The 20,377-nt window shown below is 52.4% G+C and carries 17 protein-coding genes; 13 read left to right on the top strand and 4 right to left on the bottom strand.

Annotation, left to right across the window (positions count from 1 at the left end; all coding sequences use genetic code 11):
* The first annotated feature begins 70 nt into the window (after positions 1-70).
* The 8 genes from DCC81_RS25395 (at position 71) to DCC81_RS17290 (ending at position 8,675) form a co-directional block, all read left to right on the top strand.
* On the top strand, positions 71-370 hold the full coding sequence (locus DCC81_RS25395) for a hypothetical protein (protein WP_133177697.1): 300 nt from the start codon (positions 71-73) through the stop codon (positions 368-370).
* A 244-nt stretch (positions 371-614) separates the two neighbouring features.
* Positions 615-1,772 carry a homogentisate 1,2-dioxygenase gene (locus DCC81_RS17255; RefSeq protein ID WP_108687830.1) on the top strand — a complete coding sequence of 386 codons (1,158 nt, stop codon included), beginning with the start codon at positions 615-617 and terminating at the stop codon, positions 1,770-1,772.
* A gap of 35 nt (positions 1,773-1,807) precedes the next feature.
* On the top strand, positions 1,808-2,809 hold the full coding sequence (locus DCC81_RS17260) for an aldo/keto reductase (protein WP_108687831.1): 1,002 nt from the start codon (positions 1,808-1,810) through the stop codon (positions 2,807-2,809).
* 37 nt (positions 2,810-2,846) lie between these two features.
* Positions 2,847-3,974, top strand: a complete 1,128-nt coding sequence (gene hppD / locus DCC81_RS17265; protein WP_108687832.1) for a 4-hydroxyphenylpyruvate dioxygenase — start codon at positions 2,847-2,849, stop codon at positions 3,972-3,974.
* Positions 3,975-4,447: 473 nt separating this feature from the next.
* Positions 4,448-5,197: a L,D-transpeptidase family protein gene (locus DCC81_RS17275; RefSeq protein ID WP_240613011.1), complete on the top strand. Its 750-nt coding sequence runs from the start codon at positions 4,448-4,450 to the stop codon at positions 5,195-5,197.
* Positions 5,198-5,486: 289 nt separating this feature from the next.
* A complete protein-coding gene (locus DCC81_RS17280) occupies positions 5,487-6,056 on the top strand; it encodes a gluconate 2-dehydrogenase subunit 3 family protein (RefSeq protein ID WP_108687834.1) in 570 nt (189 codons plus the stop codon).
* A 116-nt stretch (positions 6,057-6,172) separates the two neighbouring features.
* Positions 6,173-7,870, top strand: a complete 1,698-nt coding sequence (locus DCC81_RS17285) for a GMC oxidoreductase (RefSeq protein WP_108687835.1) — start codon at positions 6,173-6,175, stop codon at positions 7,868-7,870.
* 358 nt (positions 7,871-8,228) lie between these two features.
* Positions 8,229-8,675, top strand: coding sequence for a CBS domain-containing protein (locus DCC81_RS17290; protein ID WP_108687836.1), 447 nt, complete (start codon positions 8,229-8,231; stop codon positions 8,673-8,675).
* Between the two features lie 197 nt (positions 8,676-8,872).
* Here the strand turns inward: DCC81_RS17290 and DCC81_RS17295 are convergent, their stop codons facing one another.
* Together DCC81_RS17295 and DCC81_RS17300 are read right to left on the bottom strand one after the other, a co-directional pair.
* On the bottom strand, positions 8,873-11,314 hold the full coding sequence (locus tag DCC81_RS17295; protein ID WP_108687837.1) for a TonB-dependent receptor: 2,442 nt from the start codon (positions 11,312-11,314) through the stop codon (positions 8,873-8,875).
* A gap of 374 nt (positions 11,315-11,688) precedes the next feature.
* Complete coding sequence (locus tag DCC81_RS17300; protein ID WP_108687838.1) at positions 11,689-12,951, bottom strand: aspartate kinase; 1,263 nt, start codon at positions 12,949-12,951, stop codon at positions 11,689-11,691.
* A gap of 240 nt (positions 12,952-13,191) precedes the next feature.
* Between DCC81_RS17300 and fbp the strand changes: the two genes are divergently transcribed.
* From fbp to DCC81_RS17325, 5 genes are all read left to right on the top strand, one after another.
* Positions 13,192-14,217: a class 1 fructose-bisphosphatase gene (gene fbp, locus DCC81_RS17305; RefSeq protein WP_108687839.1), complete on the top strand. Its 1,026-nt coding sequence runs from the start codon at positions 13,192-13,194 to the stop codon at positions 14,215-14,217.
* A gap of 344 nt (positions 14,218-14,561) precedes the next feature.
* On the top strand, positions 14,562-15,068 hold the full coding sequence (locus DCC81_RS17310) for a CAP domain-containing protein (protein WP_133177698.1): 507 nt from the start codon (positions 14,562-14,564) through the stop codon (positions 15,066-15,068).
* Between the two features lie 223 nt (positions 15,069-15,291).
* The gene (locus DCC81_RS17315) at positions 15,292-16,056 is read left to right on the top strand and encodes an ABC transporter ATP-binding protein (protein WP_108688298.1); all 765 of its coding nucleotides are present in this window, start codon (positions 15,292-15,294) and stop codon (positions 16,054-16,056) included.
* A gap of 12 nt (positions 16,057-16,068) precedes the next feature.
* Complete coding sequence (locus tag DCC81_RS17320) at positions 16,069-16,611, top strand: YfiT family bacillithiol transferase (RefSeq protein ID WP_108687841.1); 543 nt, start codon at positions 16,069-16,071, stop codon at positions 16,609-16,611.
* Positions 16,612-16,632: 21 nt separating this feature from the next.
* Positions 16,633-17,190 (top strand): NUDIX hydrolase, encoded by a 558-nt coding sequence (locus tag DCC81_RS17325; protein ID WP_108687842.1) that lies wholly within the window; start codon positions 16,633-16,635, stop codon positions 17,188-17,190.
* A gap of 48 nt (positions 17,191-17,238) precedes the next feature.
* On the opposite strand, the gene DCC81_RS17330 is transcribed toward DCC81_RS17325, so the two are convergent.
* Both DCC81_RS17330 and DCC81_RS17335 read right to left on the bottom strand, forming a co-directional pair.
* Positions 17,239-18,525 (bottom strand): bifunctional folylpolyglutamate synthase/dihydrofolate synthase, encoded by a 1,287-nt coding sequence (locus DCC81_RS17330; protein WP_108687843.1) that lies wholly within the window; start codon positions 18,523-18,525, stop codon positions 17,239-17,241.
* A 64-nt stretch (positions 18,526-18,589) separates the two neighbouring features.
* A complete protein-coding gene (locus DCC81_RS17335) occupies positions 18,590-19,999 on the bottom strand; it encodes a DUF5723 family protein (RefSeq protein ID WP_108687844.1) in 1,410 nt (469 codons plus the stop codon).
* Positions 20,000-20,377 lie beyond the last annotated feature (378 nt).

Below are 20,377 nucleotides of genomic sequence, written 5' to 3' on the forward strand. Positions count from 1 at the left end.
ACGAAAGGTTGAAGTTGGAAAGAGTGCCGGCTTCTGCCGGAAGTGTACCAGGTACTGGTCTGTGGACGATATGAATAGATTAACCCCGAAGGGTTGTAATAATGGTGGTGGTAATAATGGAGATCACACCAAAAGCCACGGTAGTGCCGGTTGCAGGGGCGCTGCAAATGGAGGAGAAGTGATATGTAGACTTACGGGACACTGGGTGTTTGTGACTTTCTGGAAACAAAAATGCGAAATAGCATTGGCATTTGCAATAGCAATTGTCAAACTTTTGAAATTATTTAAAGAAAGCGTTGGTTTTTATATAAATGCTGTAGCAACTAATGTAACGGGCATGGTTATTTTTTTTCTCATTCACGGGGAATAGCCTTACATTAGCCTTGGAAAACAATCACTACTTTGGCATCGTTGCTTAAAAATACTGAACAGCTCCGCTACTATTGTCTCATGGCCACCCTGGCTATGGATTCAACGATGTAATGCCTTTTTTACCCAAGTACATTTATTAATGGTGTTCCTTGTACCTGCGTGCTACCGTTTGTAGCCCACGCCGTGTACAATCACCCTGTATGAATATTCCACTCCTTTTTTCCTGATTTCAATATTCAGTCATGCCGCATTATCACCAGGCTGGCCGTATCCCGCACAAGCGGCATACCCAGTTCCGAAAGCCGGATGGAGGATTATACAGTGAGCAGCTTTTTTCCACGGAAGGCTTCTCCAGCAACTCCACCTTATTGTACCATTGCCACCCGCCCACCGAGATCCTCCGGGTAGACGAAGCCTATTCCGTGGCCCCCAGAGTGGCCGAAGAAAAAATGCTGAAACACCGCAGCTTCCAGGGCTTCCATATTGCCCCGCAGGATGATTACCTGCAAAGCCGGGTGCCTGTGCTGGTGAACAATGACCTGCACATTTCCCTGGCAGCGCCCCGCCGGGGCATGGGAGATTATTTTTATAAAAACGCCGATGCTGATGAGCTGCTCTTCATCCACGAAGGCAGTGGTGTGCTGCATACCCAGTACGGGCAGCTGCCCTTTGGGTATGGTGATTACCTGGTGGTGCCCAGGGGTACTATTTACCAGGTGGAATTTGCAGGGGCAGACAACCGCCTGTTCATCGTGGAATCATTCAGCCCTATCCGTTATCCCAAACGTTACCTGAGCAAATACGGCCAGCTGCTGGAGCATTCGCCTTACTGTGAGCGCGACATCCGCCAGCCGCAAAACCTGCAGACCATAGACCAGGAAGGCGACTTTGTGCTGCGCATCAAGAAAAAAGGGATGATGTACCCCATTCACTACGGCCATCATCCTTTTGACGTGGTGGGGTGGGATGGATGCGAATATCCCTTTGCATTTTCCATCCACGACTTTGAGCCCATTACGGGCCGGGTACACCAGCCACCGCCGGTGCACCAGACCTTTGAAGGCACCAATTTTGTGGTGTGTTCTTTCTGTCCGCGCCTGTTCGATTACCACCCGCAATCCATCCCCGCGCCATATAACCACAGCAACATTGACAGTGATGAAGTGTTGTATTACGTGGACGGTGATTTCATGAGCCGCAAGCATGTGACCAGGGGCATGATCACCCTGCACCCCGCGGGCATCCCGCATGGGCCGCACCCCGGTACGGTGGAGAAAAGCATAGGCGCCAGGGAAACCAAAGAGCTGGCCGTGATGGTGGATACTTTCCATCCCCTGCAGATCACGGAGGCAGCCCTGGGCATTGAGGATGAGGGTTACGTAAGAAGCTGGACGGCATAACAACCGATTCGTACAACCTACCAAATACAGCAATTATGGAATACCGTCAACTCGGACAAAGCAGCGTAAATGTATCCGCTATTACTTTCGGCGCCTGGGCCATCGGTGGATGGATGTGGGGCGGCAGTGAGCACAAGGATGCCATCAAAGCCATACAGACCTCCATTGGCGAGGGGGTGACCTCCATTGACACCGCGCCCATTTACGGGCAGGGGTACAGTGAAGAACTGGTGGGAGAGGCCCTGCAGGAAGTGAACCGCGACAAAGTGCAGATCCTGACCAAATTCGGCATGCGCTGGGACCTCGTGACCCCGCATGGAGAACTGGCCATGAAAAGCAAGGATAACAACGGTAACCCGATTGAGGTATATAAATATGCCGGCAGGGACAGCGTGATCAGGGAATGTGAAGACAGCCTGCGCCGCCTGCGCACGGACTATATAGACCTGTACCAGATCCACTGGCCGGATAACACCACGCCCATTGAAGAAACCTTTGAAGCCGTGCTGCGCCTGCAGGAGCAGGGCAAGATCCTGGAAGCCGGTGTGTGCAACTACAATGTGCCGCAGCTGAAACGCGCCCACGCCGTGCTGCCCATCGCATCTAACCAGGTGCCTTACAGTATGGTGGAAAAAAATATTGAGCATGAAATAGTGCCTTATTGCGTGCGGGAGAACATTGGCATCCTCGCTTACAGCCCGTTGCAAAGAGGTATCCTTACCGGTAAGATCCGCCCGGGGCATCACTTTGCCGAAGGCGATACCCGCGCCACCAGCCGGGTCTACAAGCCGGAAAATGTAAGCCGCATCAATGATTTCCTGGGCCGCTTAAAGCCATTGGCAGAAACCAAAAATGCCACCGTGGCCCAGCTGGTGATCCGCTGGACCATAGAAAGGCCGGGCATTACCGCCGCCCTGGTAGGCGCGCGCAATGCAGACCAGGCCTTGCAGAACGCACGTGCCTCGCAGGTAAAGCTCAGCTCCGAGGAAATGGATTTCATCAACAAGCAACTACAAGGATTAGCACTCGTTTCGTAAAAAATATCAAAAACCAATTCATCACAACAAAATCACCATGGAATCTACACTTGCAAACCAACCGGCCGTCTCCGCGGAAGATTTTCTGCCGCTGAATGGTACAGACTACGTAGAGTTTTACGTGGGCAATGCCAAGCAGGCCGCCCATTTTTACAAGACCGCCTTTGGCTTTCAAACGGTAGCCTATGCCGGTCCCGAAACCGGTGTGCGCGACCGCGCCTCTTATGTGCTGGTGCAGCACAAACTGCGCTTTGTACTCACCAGCGCCCTGCATCCCACTTCAGACATTGCCCGTCATGTAAATGAACACGGTGATGGTGTTAAAGTGCTGGCCCTTTGGGTGGACGATGCCCGCAGGTCTTTTGAAGAAACCGTGAAGCGCGGCGCAAAGCCTTACCTGGAGCCGGTTACAGAGAAAGACGAATTTGGCGAGGTAGTGCGCAGCGGCATTTACACCTACGGTGAAACCGTGCATATGTTCATTGAAAGAAAGAACTACACCGGCGCCTTTATGCCCGGCTACCGCGCTGTAAAAAGTGCATATAATCCTTCCGAGACCGGCCTGCTGTACGTAGACCACTGCGTGGGCAACGTAGGCTGGAACGAGATGAACACCTGGGTAGGCTTCTATGAAAAAGTGATGGGTTTCCGCAACCTCATCTCCTTTGATGATTCCGACATTTCCACCGAGTACTCTGCCCTCATGAGCAAGGTAATGAGCAATGGCAACGGGCGGGTGAAATTCCCGATCAATGAGCCGGCGGAAGGCAAAAAGAAATCCCAGATCGAAGAATACCTGGATTTCTACGGAGGCCCTGGTGTACAGCACGTGGCCATTGCCACCAATGACATCATCCGGACGGTGTCTGACCTGCAGGCCCGCGGCGTGGAATTCCTGACGGTGCCCAGCACCTATTACCAGGAGTTACAGGCCCGCGTAGGCAAGATCGATGAGGATATTGCATCCCTGGAAAAACTGGGGATCCTGGTAGACCGGGATGATGAGGGCTACCTGCTGCAGATCTTCACCAAGCCTTTGCAGGACCGGCCCACCGTGTTCTTCGAGATCATCCAGCGCAAGGGAGCTACTTCTTTCGGGAAGGGCAATTTCAAGGCGTTGTTTGAATCCATTGAGCGGGAGCAGGAACTGCGGGGCAACCTGTAGCACCGGTGCACTGTACATGCAGTATTATTTGCGCTTTTATATGTTTGATCCGGTACCGGTGGGGCAAGGCCCTGCCGGTATTTTTGTTTACCCGCCACCCGCCGGACCAGCCCCGACCGGGGGCTGCCCCGGCACCTCCCGTTAACATCTTGTTAAAACCATCTCCTACAACTATTCTCAACCCCTTCAAAATCTGCACTTTTTTTAAATTTGCTCCTAACCCGGTCCCAATAAAATATTCCGCCCGGCTTTACGTTGTATGAACAGCCATCTGATTATAGGTATTATTTTCCTGGTAGCCGGTCTTTTCCAGAGTGTTACAGCCTTCCTGCTCTTCCGGGGTCAACAGCATTATACCATGCGTTTCCTGGGCAAAAAAGGAAGTGCAGTATTTTACCTCCTCCTGGCTTGTCTCATGTATTTTTTAGCCTGGTTTAACCTGGCACACAGATAAAGAAGAAGTTGTTGTTTATATGATGAAATGGATCACCTTATGCCTGTCCCTGCTGCTGTGTGGCGCTGCCGTACACGCCCAGCAGTCGTTCCTGGAGAACCAGAAACTGTTTCCCAAGGTGGGAGAGGCCTACCGCGCCAAGGAAGACGCATTAAAGAAGGAGTTTGAAAAAAAGGGCCTGACCTATCCGGCCAAATATATCTATCTCCGCTCCTTTAAGCTGGACAGTGAACTGGAGATCTGGGTGAAAAACAACATTGCAGACACGTTCCGCCTGTTCAAGTCTTACAAGGTGTGCAACCTGTCCGGCAAGATGGGGCCCAAGCGCCGCGAGGGCGACCTCCAGGTGCCGGAAGGATTTTACTACATCAACGACTTTAACCCGAACAGCAACTACCACCTGTCCCTGGGCATCAACTACCCGAACTACTCCGACCGTATTCTCAGCGACCCGAAACGCCCGGGCAACGAGATCTACATACACGGCAGCTGCCTTACCATAGGTTGCATTCCGCTAAGCGACAACTTTATAGATGAAGTGTATATCCTGGCAGTGAATGCCAAGAATGCCGGGCAGGATTTCATTCCCGTGCATGTATACCCGGTGCGCTTCAGCAACCTGGGGTCTGCCGGCTACCTGATGAATGTATGTAACAATGATTGTGAAGGCCTGTTCTGGGATAACCTGCGCACGGCCTACATGTACTTTGAAAAACACCATCGCATACCCGTGGTGCTCACGGATGACAAGGGTCAGTACATCATGTAATAACAGGACAACCATTTCCAAAATACCCGCAAAAAGCCGGTGGTTCCCAGAGATCAACCGGCTTTTTTAATGCCCGGAAATGCCCGGATAGTAAAGTTTAGGTCATTTCAACACAATGAAATCCATTCCCCGGGGAAAAAATTTTTTGACCGCAAATCCTTGCTGGCAAACGGTTGCGGAAGGGGAATAAGCGTAAAACTGCCCCATTCATCACGAAAAGCCTTGAAATGTCGATTATTTTTTTCAACTTGGGGAAATTGGTCAAATTCCACTTATCTAACTAAACAACATGAACAGAAGAGAAGCCATCAGAAGCGTAGCCATCCTGCTCGGAACGGCCGTTTCTGCCTCCACGTTATCTGCGCTGAATGGCTGTGTGTCGGGCCCGAAGAACTATGCTTTACAGGCTCCGGAAACCAAAGACCTGCTTTCAGAAATTGCAGAAACGATCATTCCCACCACGAACACGCCTGGCGCTAAAGCCGGTGGGGTAGACAAGTTCATCATCACCATGCTGAATGATTGCTACAAGCCGGAAGATCAGCAGCGGGTACTGGACGGTTTGAAGTCTATCGATGAAGCCAGCAAAAAGCAGTTTGGCAACAGCTTTATGGACCTGAAACCTGAACAGCGGGAACAGGTGCTTACCGCCATTGACAAGGAACGCGTGGAGTACAACAAGCAACCCAAGCAGGAAGGCGCCGGCCCTCACTACTTCCAGGTGCTGAAAGAACTGACCCTCCTGGGCTACTTCACTTCCAAGCCGGGCGCTACCGAAGCCCTTCGCTACGTAGCCGTACCGGGCAAATTTGATCCCTGCCTGCCGTATAAAAAAGGTGACAAGGCCTGGGCCACCTGATCCAACATGCCTTTGCGCAACCGGAAGCTTTTGCACAAAACTTATTCTAACAAGGAAGCTCGCAAACCCGCGCCAGTAGGGCGCTCGGGAACGATGCCGCCGAAAATGGTTCCACAATGAATTTAAACATTAAAGCAGACGCCCAGAATACTTACGACGCCATTGTGATCGGTTCTGGCGTTAGCGGTGGCTGGGCCGCCAAAGAACTTACCGAACACGGTCTCACCGTGCTGATGCTGGACCGCGGTAAGAAACTGGAGCACGTGAAAGATTACGAAACTGCTACCAAAGATCCCTGGGAGTTTCCCCACCGTGGCCGCATTACCGTGGACCAGCGGGAAACGCATCCTAAACTGAGCCGCGACTATCCCTACAGCGAGCACAATGAAAAATACTGGATCAAGGATTCAGAGTCTCCTTATAATGAAGAAAAACGCTTCGACTGGTACCGCCCCGACATCGTGGGAGGCAAGTCTATCATGTGGGGCCGCCAGAGCTACCGCTGGAGCGATATTGATTTTGAAGGTAACCTGAAAGACGGGATTGCCGTGGACTGGCCCATCCGCTACAAGGACCTGGCCCCCTGGTATGATTATGTGGAACGCTTCATCGGCGTAAGCGGTCAGGCGGAAAACCTGCCCCAGCTGCCCGACAGCCACTTCATGCCGCCCATGGCCATGAGCTGCGTGGAAGAAGCCGTAAAACATGGCATTGAAGGCAAGTTCCCCAGCCGTCGCATGACCATTGGCCGTGTGGCAAACATCACCCAGCCGCTGCCTGGCCGTACCAACTGCCAGTACCGCAACCTGTGCAGCCGCGGATGCCCGTTTGGCGCTTATTTCAGCACCCAGTCGTCCACCCTGCCCGCAGCAGTGGCCACCGGTAAGCTGACCCTGCGCCCCGACAGCATAGTGAATTCTATCATCTATGATGAAAAGGCAGGCAAAGCCACCGGCGTGCGCGTGATAGACAAGCACACCAAGCAGATGACCGAGTACTACGCCAAGATCGTCTTCGTGAACGGTTCTACCCTGGGTAGCACCTTTGTGCTCATGAATTCTACCTCCAGCCGTTTCCCCAACGGCCTGGGCAACGATAGCGGTGTGCTGGGTAAATACCTGATGGACCACCACTTCCGTACCGGTGCTTCCGGCCGCGTGGAAGGGTTTGATGATAAATATGTATTTGGCCGCCGTGCAAACGGTATCTATATTCCCCGCTACCGCAACATTGGCAGCGATAAGCGCGATTACATCCGTGGCTTTGGCTACCAGGGTGGCGCCAGCCGCGAAGGCTGGGCACGCGGTATCGCGGAAATGGGCGTGGGCAAGGACTTCAAGGAAATGCTCACCGAACCGGGTCACTGGATGATGGGCCTGGGTGGTTTTGGTGAATGCCTTCCCTACGAAGACAACTACGTAACCCTGGACAACAGTACCAAGGATGCATGGGGCCAGCCCGTGCTCAAGTTCAACGCCGAGTTTAAGGAGAACGAGCACAAAATGCGCAAGGACATGGCAAACGATGCCGCTGAAATGCTGGAAGCCGCCGGCGTAAAGGACGTAAAGACCTACGACGCAGGCTCCTGGCCCGGCATGGCCATCCATGAAATGGGTACCGCCCGCATGGGCCGCGACCCGAAGACCTCCATCCTCAATGGCTACAACCAGGTGCACAGCGTGAAGAACGTATTTGTGACCGATGGCGCCAGCATGGTATCTTCTGCCTGCGTAAACCCTTCCCTCACCTACATGGCCATGACCGCCCGCGCGGTGGATTACGCTGTGAAGGAAATGAAGAAAGGCAATATTTAGGATCTTTAAATTGTCAGGTGCCCAGATGGTGAATCGTTAGCGATAGCCGTTTGTGCCTTAACAATAGATTTTTCAGAGCCGCTCCGGTTGGAGCGGCTTTTTTTATGGGATGTCTTGTGAATACCCCGCATTTTTATTATCTTAGGAAACACGCAACTACTTCCATAAGCCCTATTGTATATTATTTTTCTAGTATCTGTTCCTGTCCTGTAAGTCCCTGTCTTTTCAACCAAAACAATACCCGGGCCTCCCCGGCATCCGTCGATTTTATCAGCGCCATCGAACAACCCAGCAATTCAATAGCCCGGCCATTCGACCATCAGCCCATCTATCCGTCTAACCATCTAACAATTTAACTATGACTACTGTAAAACAGATCCTGCACGTAAAGGGCCATGCAGTGTACACAATCCCGCCAGATCATACCGTGTACGAGGCGCTGGAAATGCTGGTGGAGCGCAATGTAGGCGCACTGATGGTGGTGGATGCCGCCCAGAATTTCCTCGGTGTGTTCTCCGAACGTGACTATGCCCGCCGCGTGGTGCTGAAAGGGCGCAACTCCCGCGATACCCACATCCGCGACATCATGACAGAGCACCCTATTTCCGTAACGGAGGCCGACTCCCTGGAGCACTGCATGCAGCTGATGACGGACAAACATATCCGCCACCTGCCTGTAGTAGACGGCCAGCAACGGCTGGTAGGCCTGGTCTCCATCGGTGACCTGGTAAAGCAGATCATGCAGGAGCAACAGCATACCATTGAAAACCTGGAAAAGTATATCTCCGGCGCCTATCACGGGTGACAACTGGCCCGCCGGCATCTTCATTATACACGGCATTCCTGCACAAAAAAGGCGCAGGAAAAATCCCGCGCCCATAGGTAGTAGTACAAATCCGAAAAAATCCCACGGCGAATGATGTTTGCTTTCCGGCACTCCCTGTTAAGCATCCAACGAAGCCGGGCCATGGCACACCATTCGCCGTGGGATGCAAATATTTTTTAGTTTCCTTTTACACGGCTTTCTTCTTCCGAATGGTGCTCACGCTGGGGCTTCACATCCGTTTTACCAAAGCGGTACGTAAAGCTCAGGGAAGCTCTGCGGCTATCCCAGCGGTTGTGGATGTCTATGTTCAGCTGGGGCGTGTGGGTGCCGCCAATGAACTGTTGCGTATTGAAAATATCGTTCACATTCAGTTTCAGTGTAGCCTTCTTGTTCAGGAAGGTGTACTGTGCGCCTACGTTCACCGCGTACTGCGCTTTACCTCTCCACAGTCCTTCTGCGAACCGGGAGTAATAGTAACCGCTGAGTTCCAGCTTCACGGCGTTGTTTACCGTAAAAGTATTGGTGGTGTTGAAACCGTAATTGAAGTTGATGTTCTGGAAGTTGATCAGCTGCTGGTTCACCGGGTCTGTACGCAGGCGGTAGATGGTGCGGTTTACACTCGCGTTGTTACTGGAGTTCCACCACTTTGTTACATCCACCGGCACGGTCACGGCCAGGTCCCATCCGTCGCTGTTATCGTAGTTGATCTGCGTATCGTAGGCCACTTTGGTCACGGTGTCATTGCTCATGTATTCATTGATCATGCCTTTACTGTGGCGGTAGCCCAGGGTAAGGATGTATTTGTCTTTGAAGGTGTAAGCGCCTTCCAGTTTGGTCATGTATTCCGGCATCAGGTTCGGGTTACCGGAGCCGTACAGGAACTTGTCCAGGAAGAACAGGAAAGGGTTCAGCTGGTCGTACTGCGGGCGGTTAATGCGGCGGGAGTAGGAGATGCCCACCTTGTTCAGGCTATCGATCTTCTGGTCCACGCTGACGTTGGGAAACAGGTCCAGGTAGCTGCGTTTAAAGGTATTGGACATGGTGGGGGAGATGCCCGTGGCCTCTGTCTGTTCTGCGCGCAGGCCCACTACCACGTCTGTTTTCTTAAAAGAATGTTTCACCATGGCATACGCTGCATACACATTTTCCTTGTAGATGAAACGGTTGCTGCGGCTGGGCGCAAACTGGTATTTGTTATTGAACAATGAATCATAACGCAGGTCATTGTCTGTTTTTACAAGGCTGGCTTTGAGGCCCACATCCACTTTAGTGGTCTTCGTGAAAGGAAGGCTGGCGTCCACTTTGGCGGTACCAATGGTGATGTTGGTATTGGTATTGTCACGGATGCCGTTGATAGCGGTGTACTGCTGTTGTGCATTGTTATACATGCTGTCGTTCAGGTGTTCCAGCCCGGTGTTGTGGAAGGTGGCATAGTCGCCGTCAAAGGTGATCTCCTTGCCCGTAGTGTCCAGTGTAGCCTTATAGTTCAGGTTATACGTCTGGTTCTTGTAATGCTCATCGTTGGTGGTGCGGGAGTGCAGCACAGAGTCAATGGGCATGCCCACGTTCTGGATGGTGGTGGTGCTGGGGCGGTTGTTCTGCCAGGCGCTGTTGTAGCCGGTGAACATAAAGCCCAGGGTTTGCTTTGGGGTGAGATAATAATCAATACCGGCTTTGTAGTTATTGCCGTTGTAATGATGTTTCTCTTTTACGCGCTGGCTGAAAAGCAGGTCGGTCGGTTCGCCGCCTACTTCGCGGTCCAGGGCGCGGGTCGTACCAGTGTGGTTATCGGCCAGGTTGTAGTTGCCATACAGGTTGTACTTGTTGGTCATGTAGTTCAGGTCTGCACCGGCATTGTAGCGCATGTACATGCCTTTACCCATGGTGCCATGCACATTGCCGTTCATGCCGGTGAGCTTGCTTTTCTTGGTCTTGATGTTGATGATACCGGTGCTCCCGGCAGCATCATATTTGGCGGAAGGATTGGTAATGATCTCGATGGAGGCAATGGTTTCACTGCTCATGTTCTTGAGCAGGTTGGCCAGTTGCTCCCCGCTTAAATGGGTGAGGCGGCCGTCCAGCATTACAGTAACCCCGCCCTGTCCTTTCAGCAGCACGTTGTCATCCTTATCGATGGTAACGCCGGGTGCTTTCCGGAGAATTTCCAGGGCGGTGGTACCGGTGCTGGATACACTGTTCTCTACGTTCAGGGTGGTAGTGCCGCCCACCCGTTCAATGAATGGTTTTTGACCTACAACGTTTACAGCCTGTAAGGTTTTAGTACTGATGCTGAGGACGATGTTACTTACTTTGGCGGAAGGATGAGTAGCATCTATGGTGATCGTTTTGGTTTTCGCGGTCTGATATCCAACCAGGGAAGCCTCCACGTAGAATGTTCCAAAAGGTATTTTTTCAAACTTTACATGGCCGTCCTCGCTGCTCAGTTCTCCCTTAACTAAAGAGGAGTCCTTTTCTTTTTTCAGCATGAGGGTCACAAAGGGCAAAGCCTTGCCTTGTGCGTCCAGTACCTGCGTTTGTACAGTTCCGTTGTTTTGATTTTGGGCGTGCAATGTTATGCCGGCGAGCAGCATGAGCCCTGCCAGTAGTAAATGCTTCATAAAAGAGCAGTATTAAAGACTTAGTAATGTTTGAGACGACGAGCGCGGGAAGGCCCGCTTTTTTCTACAGTTGTTGATCCTGATAAATAAGTATTCGAGTAACTAAACAAACGCGTTGTGTATGCCGGGGGGCTCGGGGGAAAATGTTTTTTTCGGATTGTACCTTTTCGCCTTTGCAACCAGTCTACACTAAAAAGACGATCCGTGTTGAAAAAGGTTGCAGCAAACGTAGAAATATTTTTAATTTTTTTTGGGGGTAAATGTGATCTCTGGTCTGGTGGCGGGTTTGACGGCATAAAAAAAGAGGTCTTTCCATGTGCTGTAGCCGTCATACTACGCCGGGGAAAGACCTCTTTAATTTAAATACGATAATGTTAATAGACCACCTGTACCGTATGGCGCGACTTCTGTTCCAGCAACTGCTGTTTTCCCTGCAGTAAGTGGTCCAGGAGCGGTTGATTATAATGACGGACGGTCAGCAGGGACAGGCCTTCATTATAACTGATCTTGAACGCGTCCTGCAGGACCTTGATCAGCGCTTCGATCTTTTCTGCATTATGGTCTATGCAGCAGGAAAAGCTGATAGCGGCATTCTGCATTAGGTTGATCTGGATCTTGAGGCGGTGGAAGATGGCGTAGATATTACTGATGCTCTTTTCCGTTATAAACCCGAAATCGCGGGAGGTGATGGAGAGCAGCACCTGGTTTTGTTTTAAAACGATGATAGGCGGCAATTGGGCCGTATCGGCGGTTTCGCTGATGCGGGTGCCCGGGAGGTCCTTGTTCAGGAAGCATTTCACATACAGCGGGATCTGCTTGTTCTGCAGGGGCTTGATGGTTTTGGGGTGGATCACCTGTGCGCCATAATAAGCCATTTCAATCACCTCGCTGTAGGTGATCTCCGGGATATTCACCGTGTTGGGGAATAGCTTGGGATCGGCATTTTTGAGGCCTTCCACGTCTTTCCAGATGGTCTGGCTTTCTGCGTCCAGCATGTTGGCAAATACCGCTGCGCTGTAATCGCTGCCTTCCCGGCCCAGGGTCACGCTTTCATTTTCATCCGTGCTGCCTATGAACCCCTGGGTGATCACCAGGTCCAGTGCGTTAAAGAGGGGCACTACCTTTTGGGTCATATTGCGCTGGGTCACGTTCCAGTCTATGTTGGCGTCCCGGTAATTATCATCCGTGCGGAACACGTCGCGCACATCCATCCAGGCATTGGCCAGGCCCGCTTCGTTAAAGTAGGCGCTCACAATGGCGGTACTGAGCAGCTCACCCAGGCTTACCAGTTGGTCGTAATAGTAATCGAAAGATTGCACCGGTTGCTCGCCCACGGTCCATTCGGCTTCGGTATAGAACTGCTGCAGCTGTGCATACACGGGGTTGTCCGGGTTATGCAGGAGCTGGCGGGCCACCTGGAGGTGCTGCGCTTCAATGCCCTGCAGCAGTTGCAGGGCCGTTTCCTTTTGCCCGTTATAAAAGTGCTGTACTACCTTTTCCAGTTCATTGGTGGTTTTGCCCATGGCGGAGATCACGATCAGGATCTTTTCCCCTGCAAAACTCCGTACGATGGAGGCCACCTGTTGTATGCGTTCAATGCTGGCCAGGCTGGCGCCACCAAATTTAAAAACCTTCATATTTGCTCGATCTACTATAAAATAATGCGTAACAAAATACGGCAATTGCTGCATTTTCTCTAAAGAATCCCGGCAGGAAATGACAATCCCGTTATGAAGCCCCTTGCCGTACCAGGCGCCCTGCCTGGGTTTAGGGAGAATTATCCTACATTCGCTTTGCCCTCCCGGAGTCAGGGCCCACGTTATAAAGTGTTACCATAACCACCAATCATTACACACCAAAACAAGCTAAACAGGTTTATGAACAGCAAGCAAAGCGTCATGACACTGGATGAATTTACCATCCAGGAACTACGCAATTTCCCCGGCGCCACGGGCCAGTTATCGGGCCTCCTGCGCGGCATAGGACTGGCCGCCAAGCGCGTGAATGTAGAAGTAAATAAAGCCGGCATAGCCGATATCCTCGGGGAGGCAGGCCGCACCAATGTACAAGGCGAGGCCGTAAAAAAGCTCGATGAATTTGCCAACGAACAATTTATTGACGCCCTGCGCACCAGCATTTACTGCTGTGGCATGGCCTCCGAAGAGAATGAAGACTTCATTCCTTTCCTGGATGAGCACTCCATGAACTCCAAGTACGTGGTGCTCATCGATCCCCTGGATGGATCGGGCAATATTGATGTGAACATTTCCATCGGCACCATCTTTTCTGTGTACCGCCGCATTACCCCGGAAGGCACACCCTGCAAGCTGGAAGATTTCCTGCAGCCGGGCAGCGCCCAGATAGCCGCGGGCTACATCATTTACGGCTCTTCCACCATGCTGGTATACGCCACCCGCCGCTCCGTGCAGGGCTTTACCCTGGACCCTTCCATCGGGGAGTTCTGCCTGTCGCATCCCAACCTGAAATGCCCTGCAGACGGGGAGATCTTTTCCATCAACATGGGCTATTACCATTTGTATGATGATGCCACCCGCCGGGTAATAGATGGTTTCCTTGCAAAAACGCCACAGGAGCGGATATACAAGCATCGTGCGGTGGGCTGTATGGTGGCGGAGATCCACCGTACCCTTATCCAGGGGGGCGTGTTTTTTTATCCCGCCTACGGCAAATACCAGAGTGGCCGTTTGAGGCTTTGTTATGAATGCAACCCGATGTCTTTCCTGGTGGAAAAGGCGGGGGGCGTATCCCTGGCGGCTGCAGCCCAGCGCCTGCTGGACGTGCAGCCCACCCGCCTGCACCAGCGCACGCCCATCTTCATTGGTTCCAGTACCATGATGGAAGGGGTGAAGGCCCGGCTGGCGGCCATGAGCACGGTGGTGTAAACGTATAATAACGCCAGCCGCAGCCCGCGGTAAGCGTGCGTGCTGCAGGAGGCCCCTGTATTTTACGCTTTCCTGTAAAACATACGCAAACACTGCCGCGGTAAGCTGCCGGCCTCCATGCTGCGCAAAGGGGACATGAGACTTTATACTTCCTTTGAAATTGGAAACTGAGCCTCGGAAATTCCCTGCCGGCGGGCGGTTTGACAAAATATTTTAGCCAGGGTTGTTAAACTTTTTGAGATGGACAGTATCTGATACTAAGGTGCAATAATTAACTTGTGCCTGCGTTTAAAAACCGGGTATCATTTTTGAAATACCCGGTTGCAATCTCAAACCATTACACCTTGAAAACACTGAATCGTATCGTTATCATGGCCGTGCTGGTCATGGCCGGTAGCCAGGCAGATGCCTGCGCCCGCAAAGCAACACCGCCCGCCCGTAGTACCGTGAAAGCTGCCGCCACTATGAACGCGGCCACTTTAAATGCGCAGATCTTGTATTATGTAAACAAATACAGGGCTTCCAAGGGTCTGGCGCCACTTGTGGCAAACAAATTGATGGATAGCCTGGCAGAAATGCACAGCGAACAAATGGCCAATGGTACCACCCCCTTCGGGCACGATGGCTTTGAAGACCGGGTGGCCACCTACAGCAAATTACAGGGCAAGGTGAGCCGGGCCGCAGAAAATGTAGCTTACGGTAACCTGGACGCAGAAGGCGTGGTGAACGGATGGATCCATAGCCCGGGCCACCGCAAGAACATGGAAGGCAATTACGCCCTCTCCGGTATTGGTACCGCGGTAGGGAAAAACGGGATGATTTACTTTACCCAGCTTTTCATCCAGCAATAAGATCATAACGTGGAATCAAGCATATGTAAGCGGCCATCCTGTTTAGGACGGCCGCTTCTTTTTTTGCCCCGGCGGTTTTATCCCCCGGCACTTGTCTCCCTTTTTTTATCCCGCCGGTGGCAGAAGGGCGGTAACCCAAAGAACGAAACACCACAACCCGCCACGCCATATCACAACGGCAAAAGTCATTGTAAAACTCCCCATTCCGCCGTACCTTGCCGCCATGGAAAGGAATAAGATTATTGAAGTGAAAGAACTGGTGAAACGGTATGGCGATTTCACCGCGGTGAAAGGCATCAGCTTCGACGTGTATGAAGGCGAGATCTTTGGCCTGCTGGGCCCTAACGGCGCCGGCAAATCCACTACCCTGGAGATCATCGAGACCCTCCGCGAAAAAACAGCAGGCCAGGTAACCGTGGACGGGCTGGACCTGGACAAGGATCCCGAAGCCATTAAGACCCGCATCGGCGTGCAGCTGCAAACTTCCGGTTATTATCCCGGCCTTACCCTTACGGAACTCATCGACCTCTTCGGAGGACTTTATAACCAGCCGGTGAATGCTACCGAACTGCTGGCCCGCTTTAACCTGGAAGACAAGGCCAAGGCCAAGTTCAAAGAGCTTTCCGGTGGCCAGAAACAACGCTTTTCCATCGCTACCACCCTCATTAACAAGCCCAAGATCATTTTCCTGGACGAGCCCACCACCGGCCTGGACCCCCAGGCACGCCGTAACCTGTGGGACCTCATCCAGGGCGTACGTGCAGCAGGTACCACCGTGGTGATCACCACCCACTACATGGACGAAGCCGAGTTCCTCTGCGACCGCTGCGCCATTGTAGACAGTGGCCGCATCATCGCCATCGACTCACCGGATGCGCTCATTGATAACCTGGTGGCCACCGGTTTTGAACGGCCCAAACAGGTGAAGAAAGCCAACCTGGAAGACGTATTCATCCACCTCACCGGTAAAGACATCCGCGAACAATAATCCTCCTCCCGCATGACCACTACAGACATCGAAGTACTGAAATATCCCATCGGGAAATTTGAAGCCCCTGCGGAGATCACCCCGCAGATCCTGGCAGGCTGGATCAACGATATCCGCCACCTGCCCACTCTGCTGGAAATAGCCACCCAGGACCTGGATGAAGCCCAGTTGCTTACACCCTACCGCCCGGATGGCTGGACCGTGACCCAGGTCGTGCATCATGTGGCAGACAGTCATATGAACGCCTACATCCGCTTTAAACTGGCGCTTACAGAAGATAATCCCACCATCAAACCCTACGAAGAACATTTGTGGGCGGAACTGCCGGATACGCATAAAACCGCCATCAACGTAAGCAACACCCTGCTGCATGCCCTGCACAAACGCTGGACCGTACTGCTGGATAACCTTACACCGGAACAATGGGAACGTACCTTCCTGCACCCCGCCACACAAAGGACTGCTGCACTTAAGGCGGTGGCCGGCATGTACGCCTGGCATGGCCGTCATCACCTCATGCACATCATCCGCCTGAAAGAGCGGATGGGCTGGTAACTACAATCTAACAACTGGACTATGGACGCAATGGACTGGAAAACACTGGAATCAACTTACATCTTCCGCGACGAATGGCTGACAGCCCGCCGCGACAAATGCGAACGCCCCGATGGCAGGATCATTGAGCCCTACTACGTGCTGGAATACCGGGACTGGGTGAATGTAGTGGCCTTTACCAAAACCGGCAAAGTGCTGATGATACGGCAGTTTCGCCAGGCATATGGCGCTACCATCATAGAGCTGCCCGGCGGCACCATGGACCCTGAAGATGCATCGCCCACGGTGGCTGCAGAAAGGGAGCTGCTGGAAGAGACCGGGTATAAATTTGAACAGATCGAATACCTGGGCAATGTATCTGCCAATGCCAGTACCAGCAACAACCGCACGCATATGTTCCTGGCCACCGGCGGGGAAAAAGTAGCGGAGCAGGACCTGGATGACAATGAAGAGATAGAAGTGATGGAGCTCACCGTGGACGAGGTGAAGCAGCTCTTACGGGAGAATAAAGTGGTGCAGGCATTGCACGTCACCAACATGCTTTATGCGTTTGAGAGAACGGGAGATATTAAAATGTAGATAAAGAAAAAGCAGCGACATTACATCGCTGCTTTCACCAAATTATTTTTATTGTACCTCGCCCACAATAAAGAAGCTGCCACATACCAGCACCATGTCTTCTTTATGCGCGGCCTGCTGCGCCGCATGATAAGCCAGTTGTACGTTGGGGAAGGTGTGCCCCTGCAGGCCATGGTGCAGCGCCATGCGGGCCAGTACATCCGCTTCCAGGGCCCGTTCTATGGCGGCCTGGCAGAAGTAGTAATGCGCTGTTTTGGGCAGCAGTTGCAGTACTTTTTCTATGTCCTTGTCTTTTACAAAGCCAATTACAATATGCAGCTGGTTGTACACCTGGTAGGCCAGCTGCTGTACAATTTCCGTGATGCCGGCTTCATTGTGGCCCACATCCAGCACTGTGAGGGGATGTTGCTGTATCACTTCCCAGCGGCCCCGCAGGCCGGTAAGATGGCTCACATGGGAGAGGGCTTTGTGCACCGCCGCTTCCGGCAGCTGCCAGCCTTTTTGCTGCATCAGCTTCACAGCCATCAGCACGCCCAGCACATTCTTACCCTGGTACTGGCCGCGCAGGTCCAGCGCTATCTGCTGCCCGTGATCGGTGGGTGTATGTAAAATAGAAAGTTGTAAATGCTGGTGCTCCGTATGGCTGTCCTGCACCAGGAATTCCTGGTCGGCAAAGTGGAGGGGGCTATGGTGTGCGGCGGCTTTGTCGCGAAATACTTTTTCCACTTCGGCCTGCGTTTCACTCACCACTACCGGCACACCATCCTTGATAATGCCTGCTTTTTCACCGGCAATTTGTGGCAGCGTATCGCCCAGGATGTGCATGTGGTCATAACTGATATTGGTGATCAGTGACAGCTCCGGTGTGATCACGTTGGTACTGTCCAAACGCCCGCCCAGTCCCACTTCTATGATGGCAATGTCTACCTGCTGCTGCACAAAATATTCAAAGGCCATGGCTACCGTCACTTCAAAGAAAGAAGGCTGCAGGTCATCCAGTTCGTTTTGTATGCGGGCTACAAAATCCACCACGAACTGCTGCTCCGCCATCTGCCCGTTCACGCGGATGCGCTCCCGGAAATCTTTCAGGTGGGGAGAGGTGTAGAGGCCCGTTTTGTAACCTGCTTCCTGGAAAATGGCTGCCAGCATGTGGCTCGTAGAGCCCTTGCCGTTAGTGCCTGCAATATGGATGGATTTGAATTTCTTTTCCGGGTGCCCCAGTGCTGCGCAAAGCGCTTCAATGTTATGCAATCCTGTGCGCAGCGCCGCAGATCCCTGCTTGGTAAACACCGGCAGCTGGTTATAGAGAAAGTTCAATGTTTGCGCGTAGTCCATGATGTTGGAAATAGACTACGAAAATAGTGCTTCTTGGCAAATTGTTGGGGGGTCAGACCGTAATTTATAACGCACATTTCACCTGGCGCAAAGCCCGCTTTTCTGCGCTGGTCTTGCCTTCTTTGCCGGCCTTCATCGGCCACAGGCGCACCGCCAGGAATACGTCTGCCCGCTTGATCTTGCTGCTTACCAGGTCGGAAAGGATGCTGCTGCTGCCCAGCAGCACGGGGCCCAGGCGTACACCCACGCCCACATCCACACCGGCGTAACGGTTTACGCTTGTTGGTAAAAAGGCGCTCCACCATCCATGCTCATAACGTGGGGTCAGCTGGAGCATGGTGATCATGTTGTTGCGGAAGTTATTCTTTGCATTGGTATTAAGCCCAAATACTGCATTGGCACTGGCTGCCCAGCCACCACCAAACTGGTAGTCTGCCGTAAGGTGCAGGGCCGTGGGCAGCTGCATGTAATAGGAAACCTGCCGGGGGCCGTCGGGCGTAAAGTATTGTTTAATGCGGCTATACCATTTGGAATAGCTTTCTCCCTTGCGCTTGTCCAGCGTATGCGGGTCAATGTCTGCTTTCCGCAGGTCAAGGCTGGTACTGTAGGGAGAGTTGCTGTAATTGATACCGCCAATGTCTGTAACGGAAACGCCTAAACGCAATACATAGGCATCTGCATCGTCATTAAAATAACCATTGGAGCCGTAGTTTGCGCCATCGCCACCTTCGGGATCAGGCCTCCATTCCCAGGTGAAGCCAATGTCTGCGCCCACACCGGGGTAGCGGGTCAGGTTGTAATAGCTTTGGCCCGCGCGGTTGGCACTGTCCATATTCTCTGAATAGCCGTAAATAGCATGACCGCTGTTGATGCTCATGCTGGTAGACGAGTTCACCGTAAAGGAAGTATTGGATATAGCCGTGTAGCCGGATACGATGCCGCTCAGGTATTTCACGGTAATACCGCCTTTAAGCCGCGAGAGCTGGTTTTCTTTCAGCACGCGGGCATACGTAAATCCAAATTCGTTCCAGCTGTTAAAGGTGCCCGCAGCATTGTCGATGTACAGTGTATTGCCGATGTATTGCGGGTTGGGGAATCTGATCGTGGTGAAATTGAGCACCCGCGGGCTTACAGGGCCGGCATTGGCCATACCGCGCACGCGCCAGGTAAAGGCAACAGACTGGGTTTCATCAATAGAATACAGCACGGAGGGCATCAGGATGTCTGCCTGGGCCCAGCCAAACTGGTAACGTTTGGAACTGGTATCCTGGAAGTAATCAACGCCTCTCTTAAGGGTATCTGCGCGCAACGCGCTTTTGGCAAAACTGATGTAAGTATTACCGGCTACTGCATGGGCACCTGCAATGTTCACGTCCCATTTAAAGTGGGTGCTGGCCGCCGTGGCCGGGTTGGTATAGATGCCGTAAATGCCGGCATCCGGGCTGGTGTTGTACCCGCCGAAAGTCTGCGCCACAGCAAGTCCTGGCAGAAATGTCAGCAATAATACAGTAACTAAATGGCGCATGGTTTTTCGTACAGTGAGTGCGTAAATATGGTCGAGCTGGTGCATAATTGCATACTTCATGCCAAATGCCATGCTCCTCCCCATAACGCGTTTCCGGGAATTTAATTGCAGGCAGTGCTTTATTGTGCGCCGGGCATGCAGGTAAGGGGAAAAATATATCGGGATTAAGATAGGGTTTTGCGGGGATTTTTTTATGACACAAACCGGTGATCACCGGCTACCCGGGATCAGCCTTGCCCTGAAAAACAATTTCCAGCTATTCCCGGGTCTTACCCCGCCGAATGCTGGAAATTGAAAGATCAGTTATCATCACCGCCCTGTTTGTGG

This window comes from Chitinophaga parva (assembly GCF_003071345.1).
Taxonomy (GTDB): Bacteria; Bacteroidota; Bacteroidia; order Chitinophagales; family Chitinophagaceae; genus Chitinophaga; species Chitinophaga parva.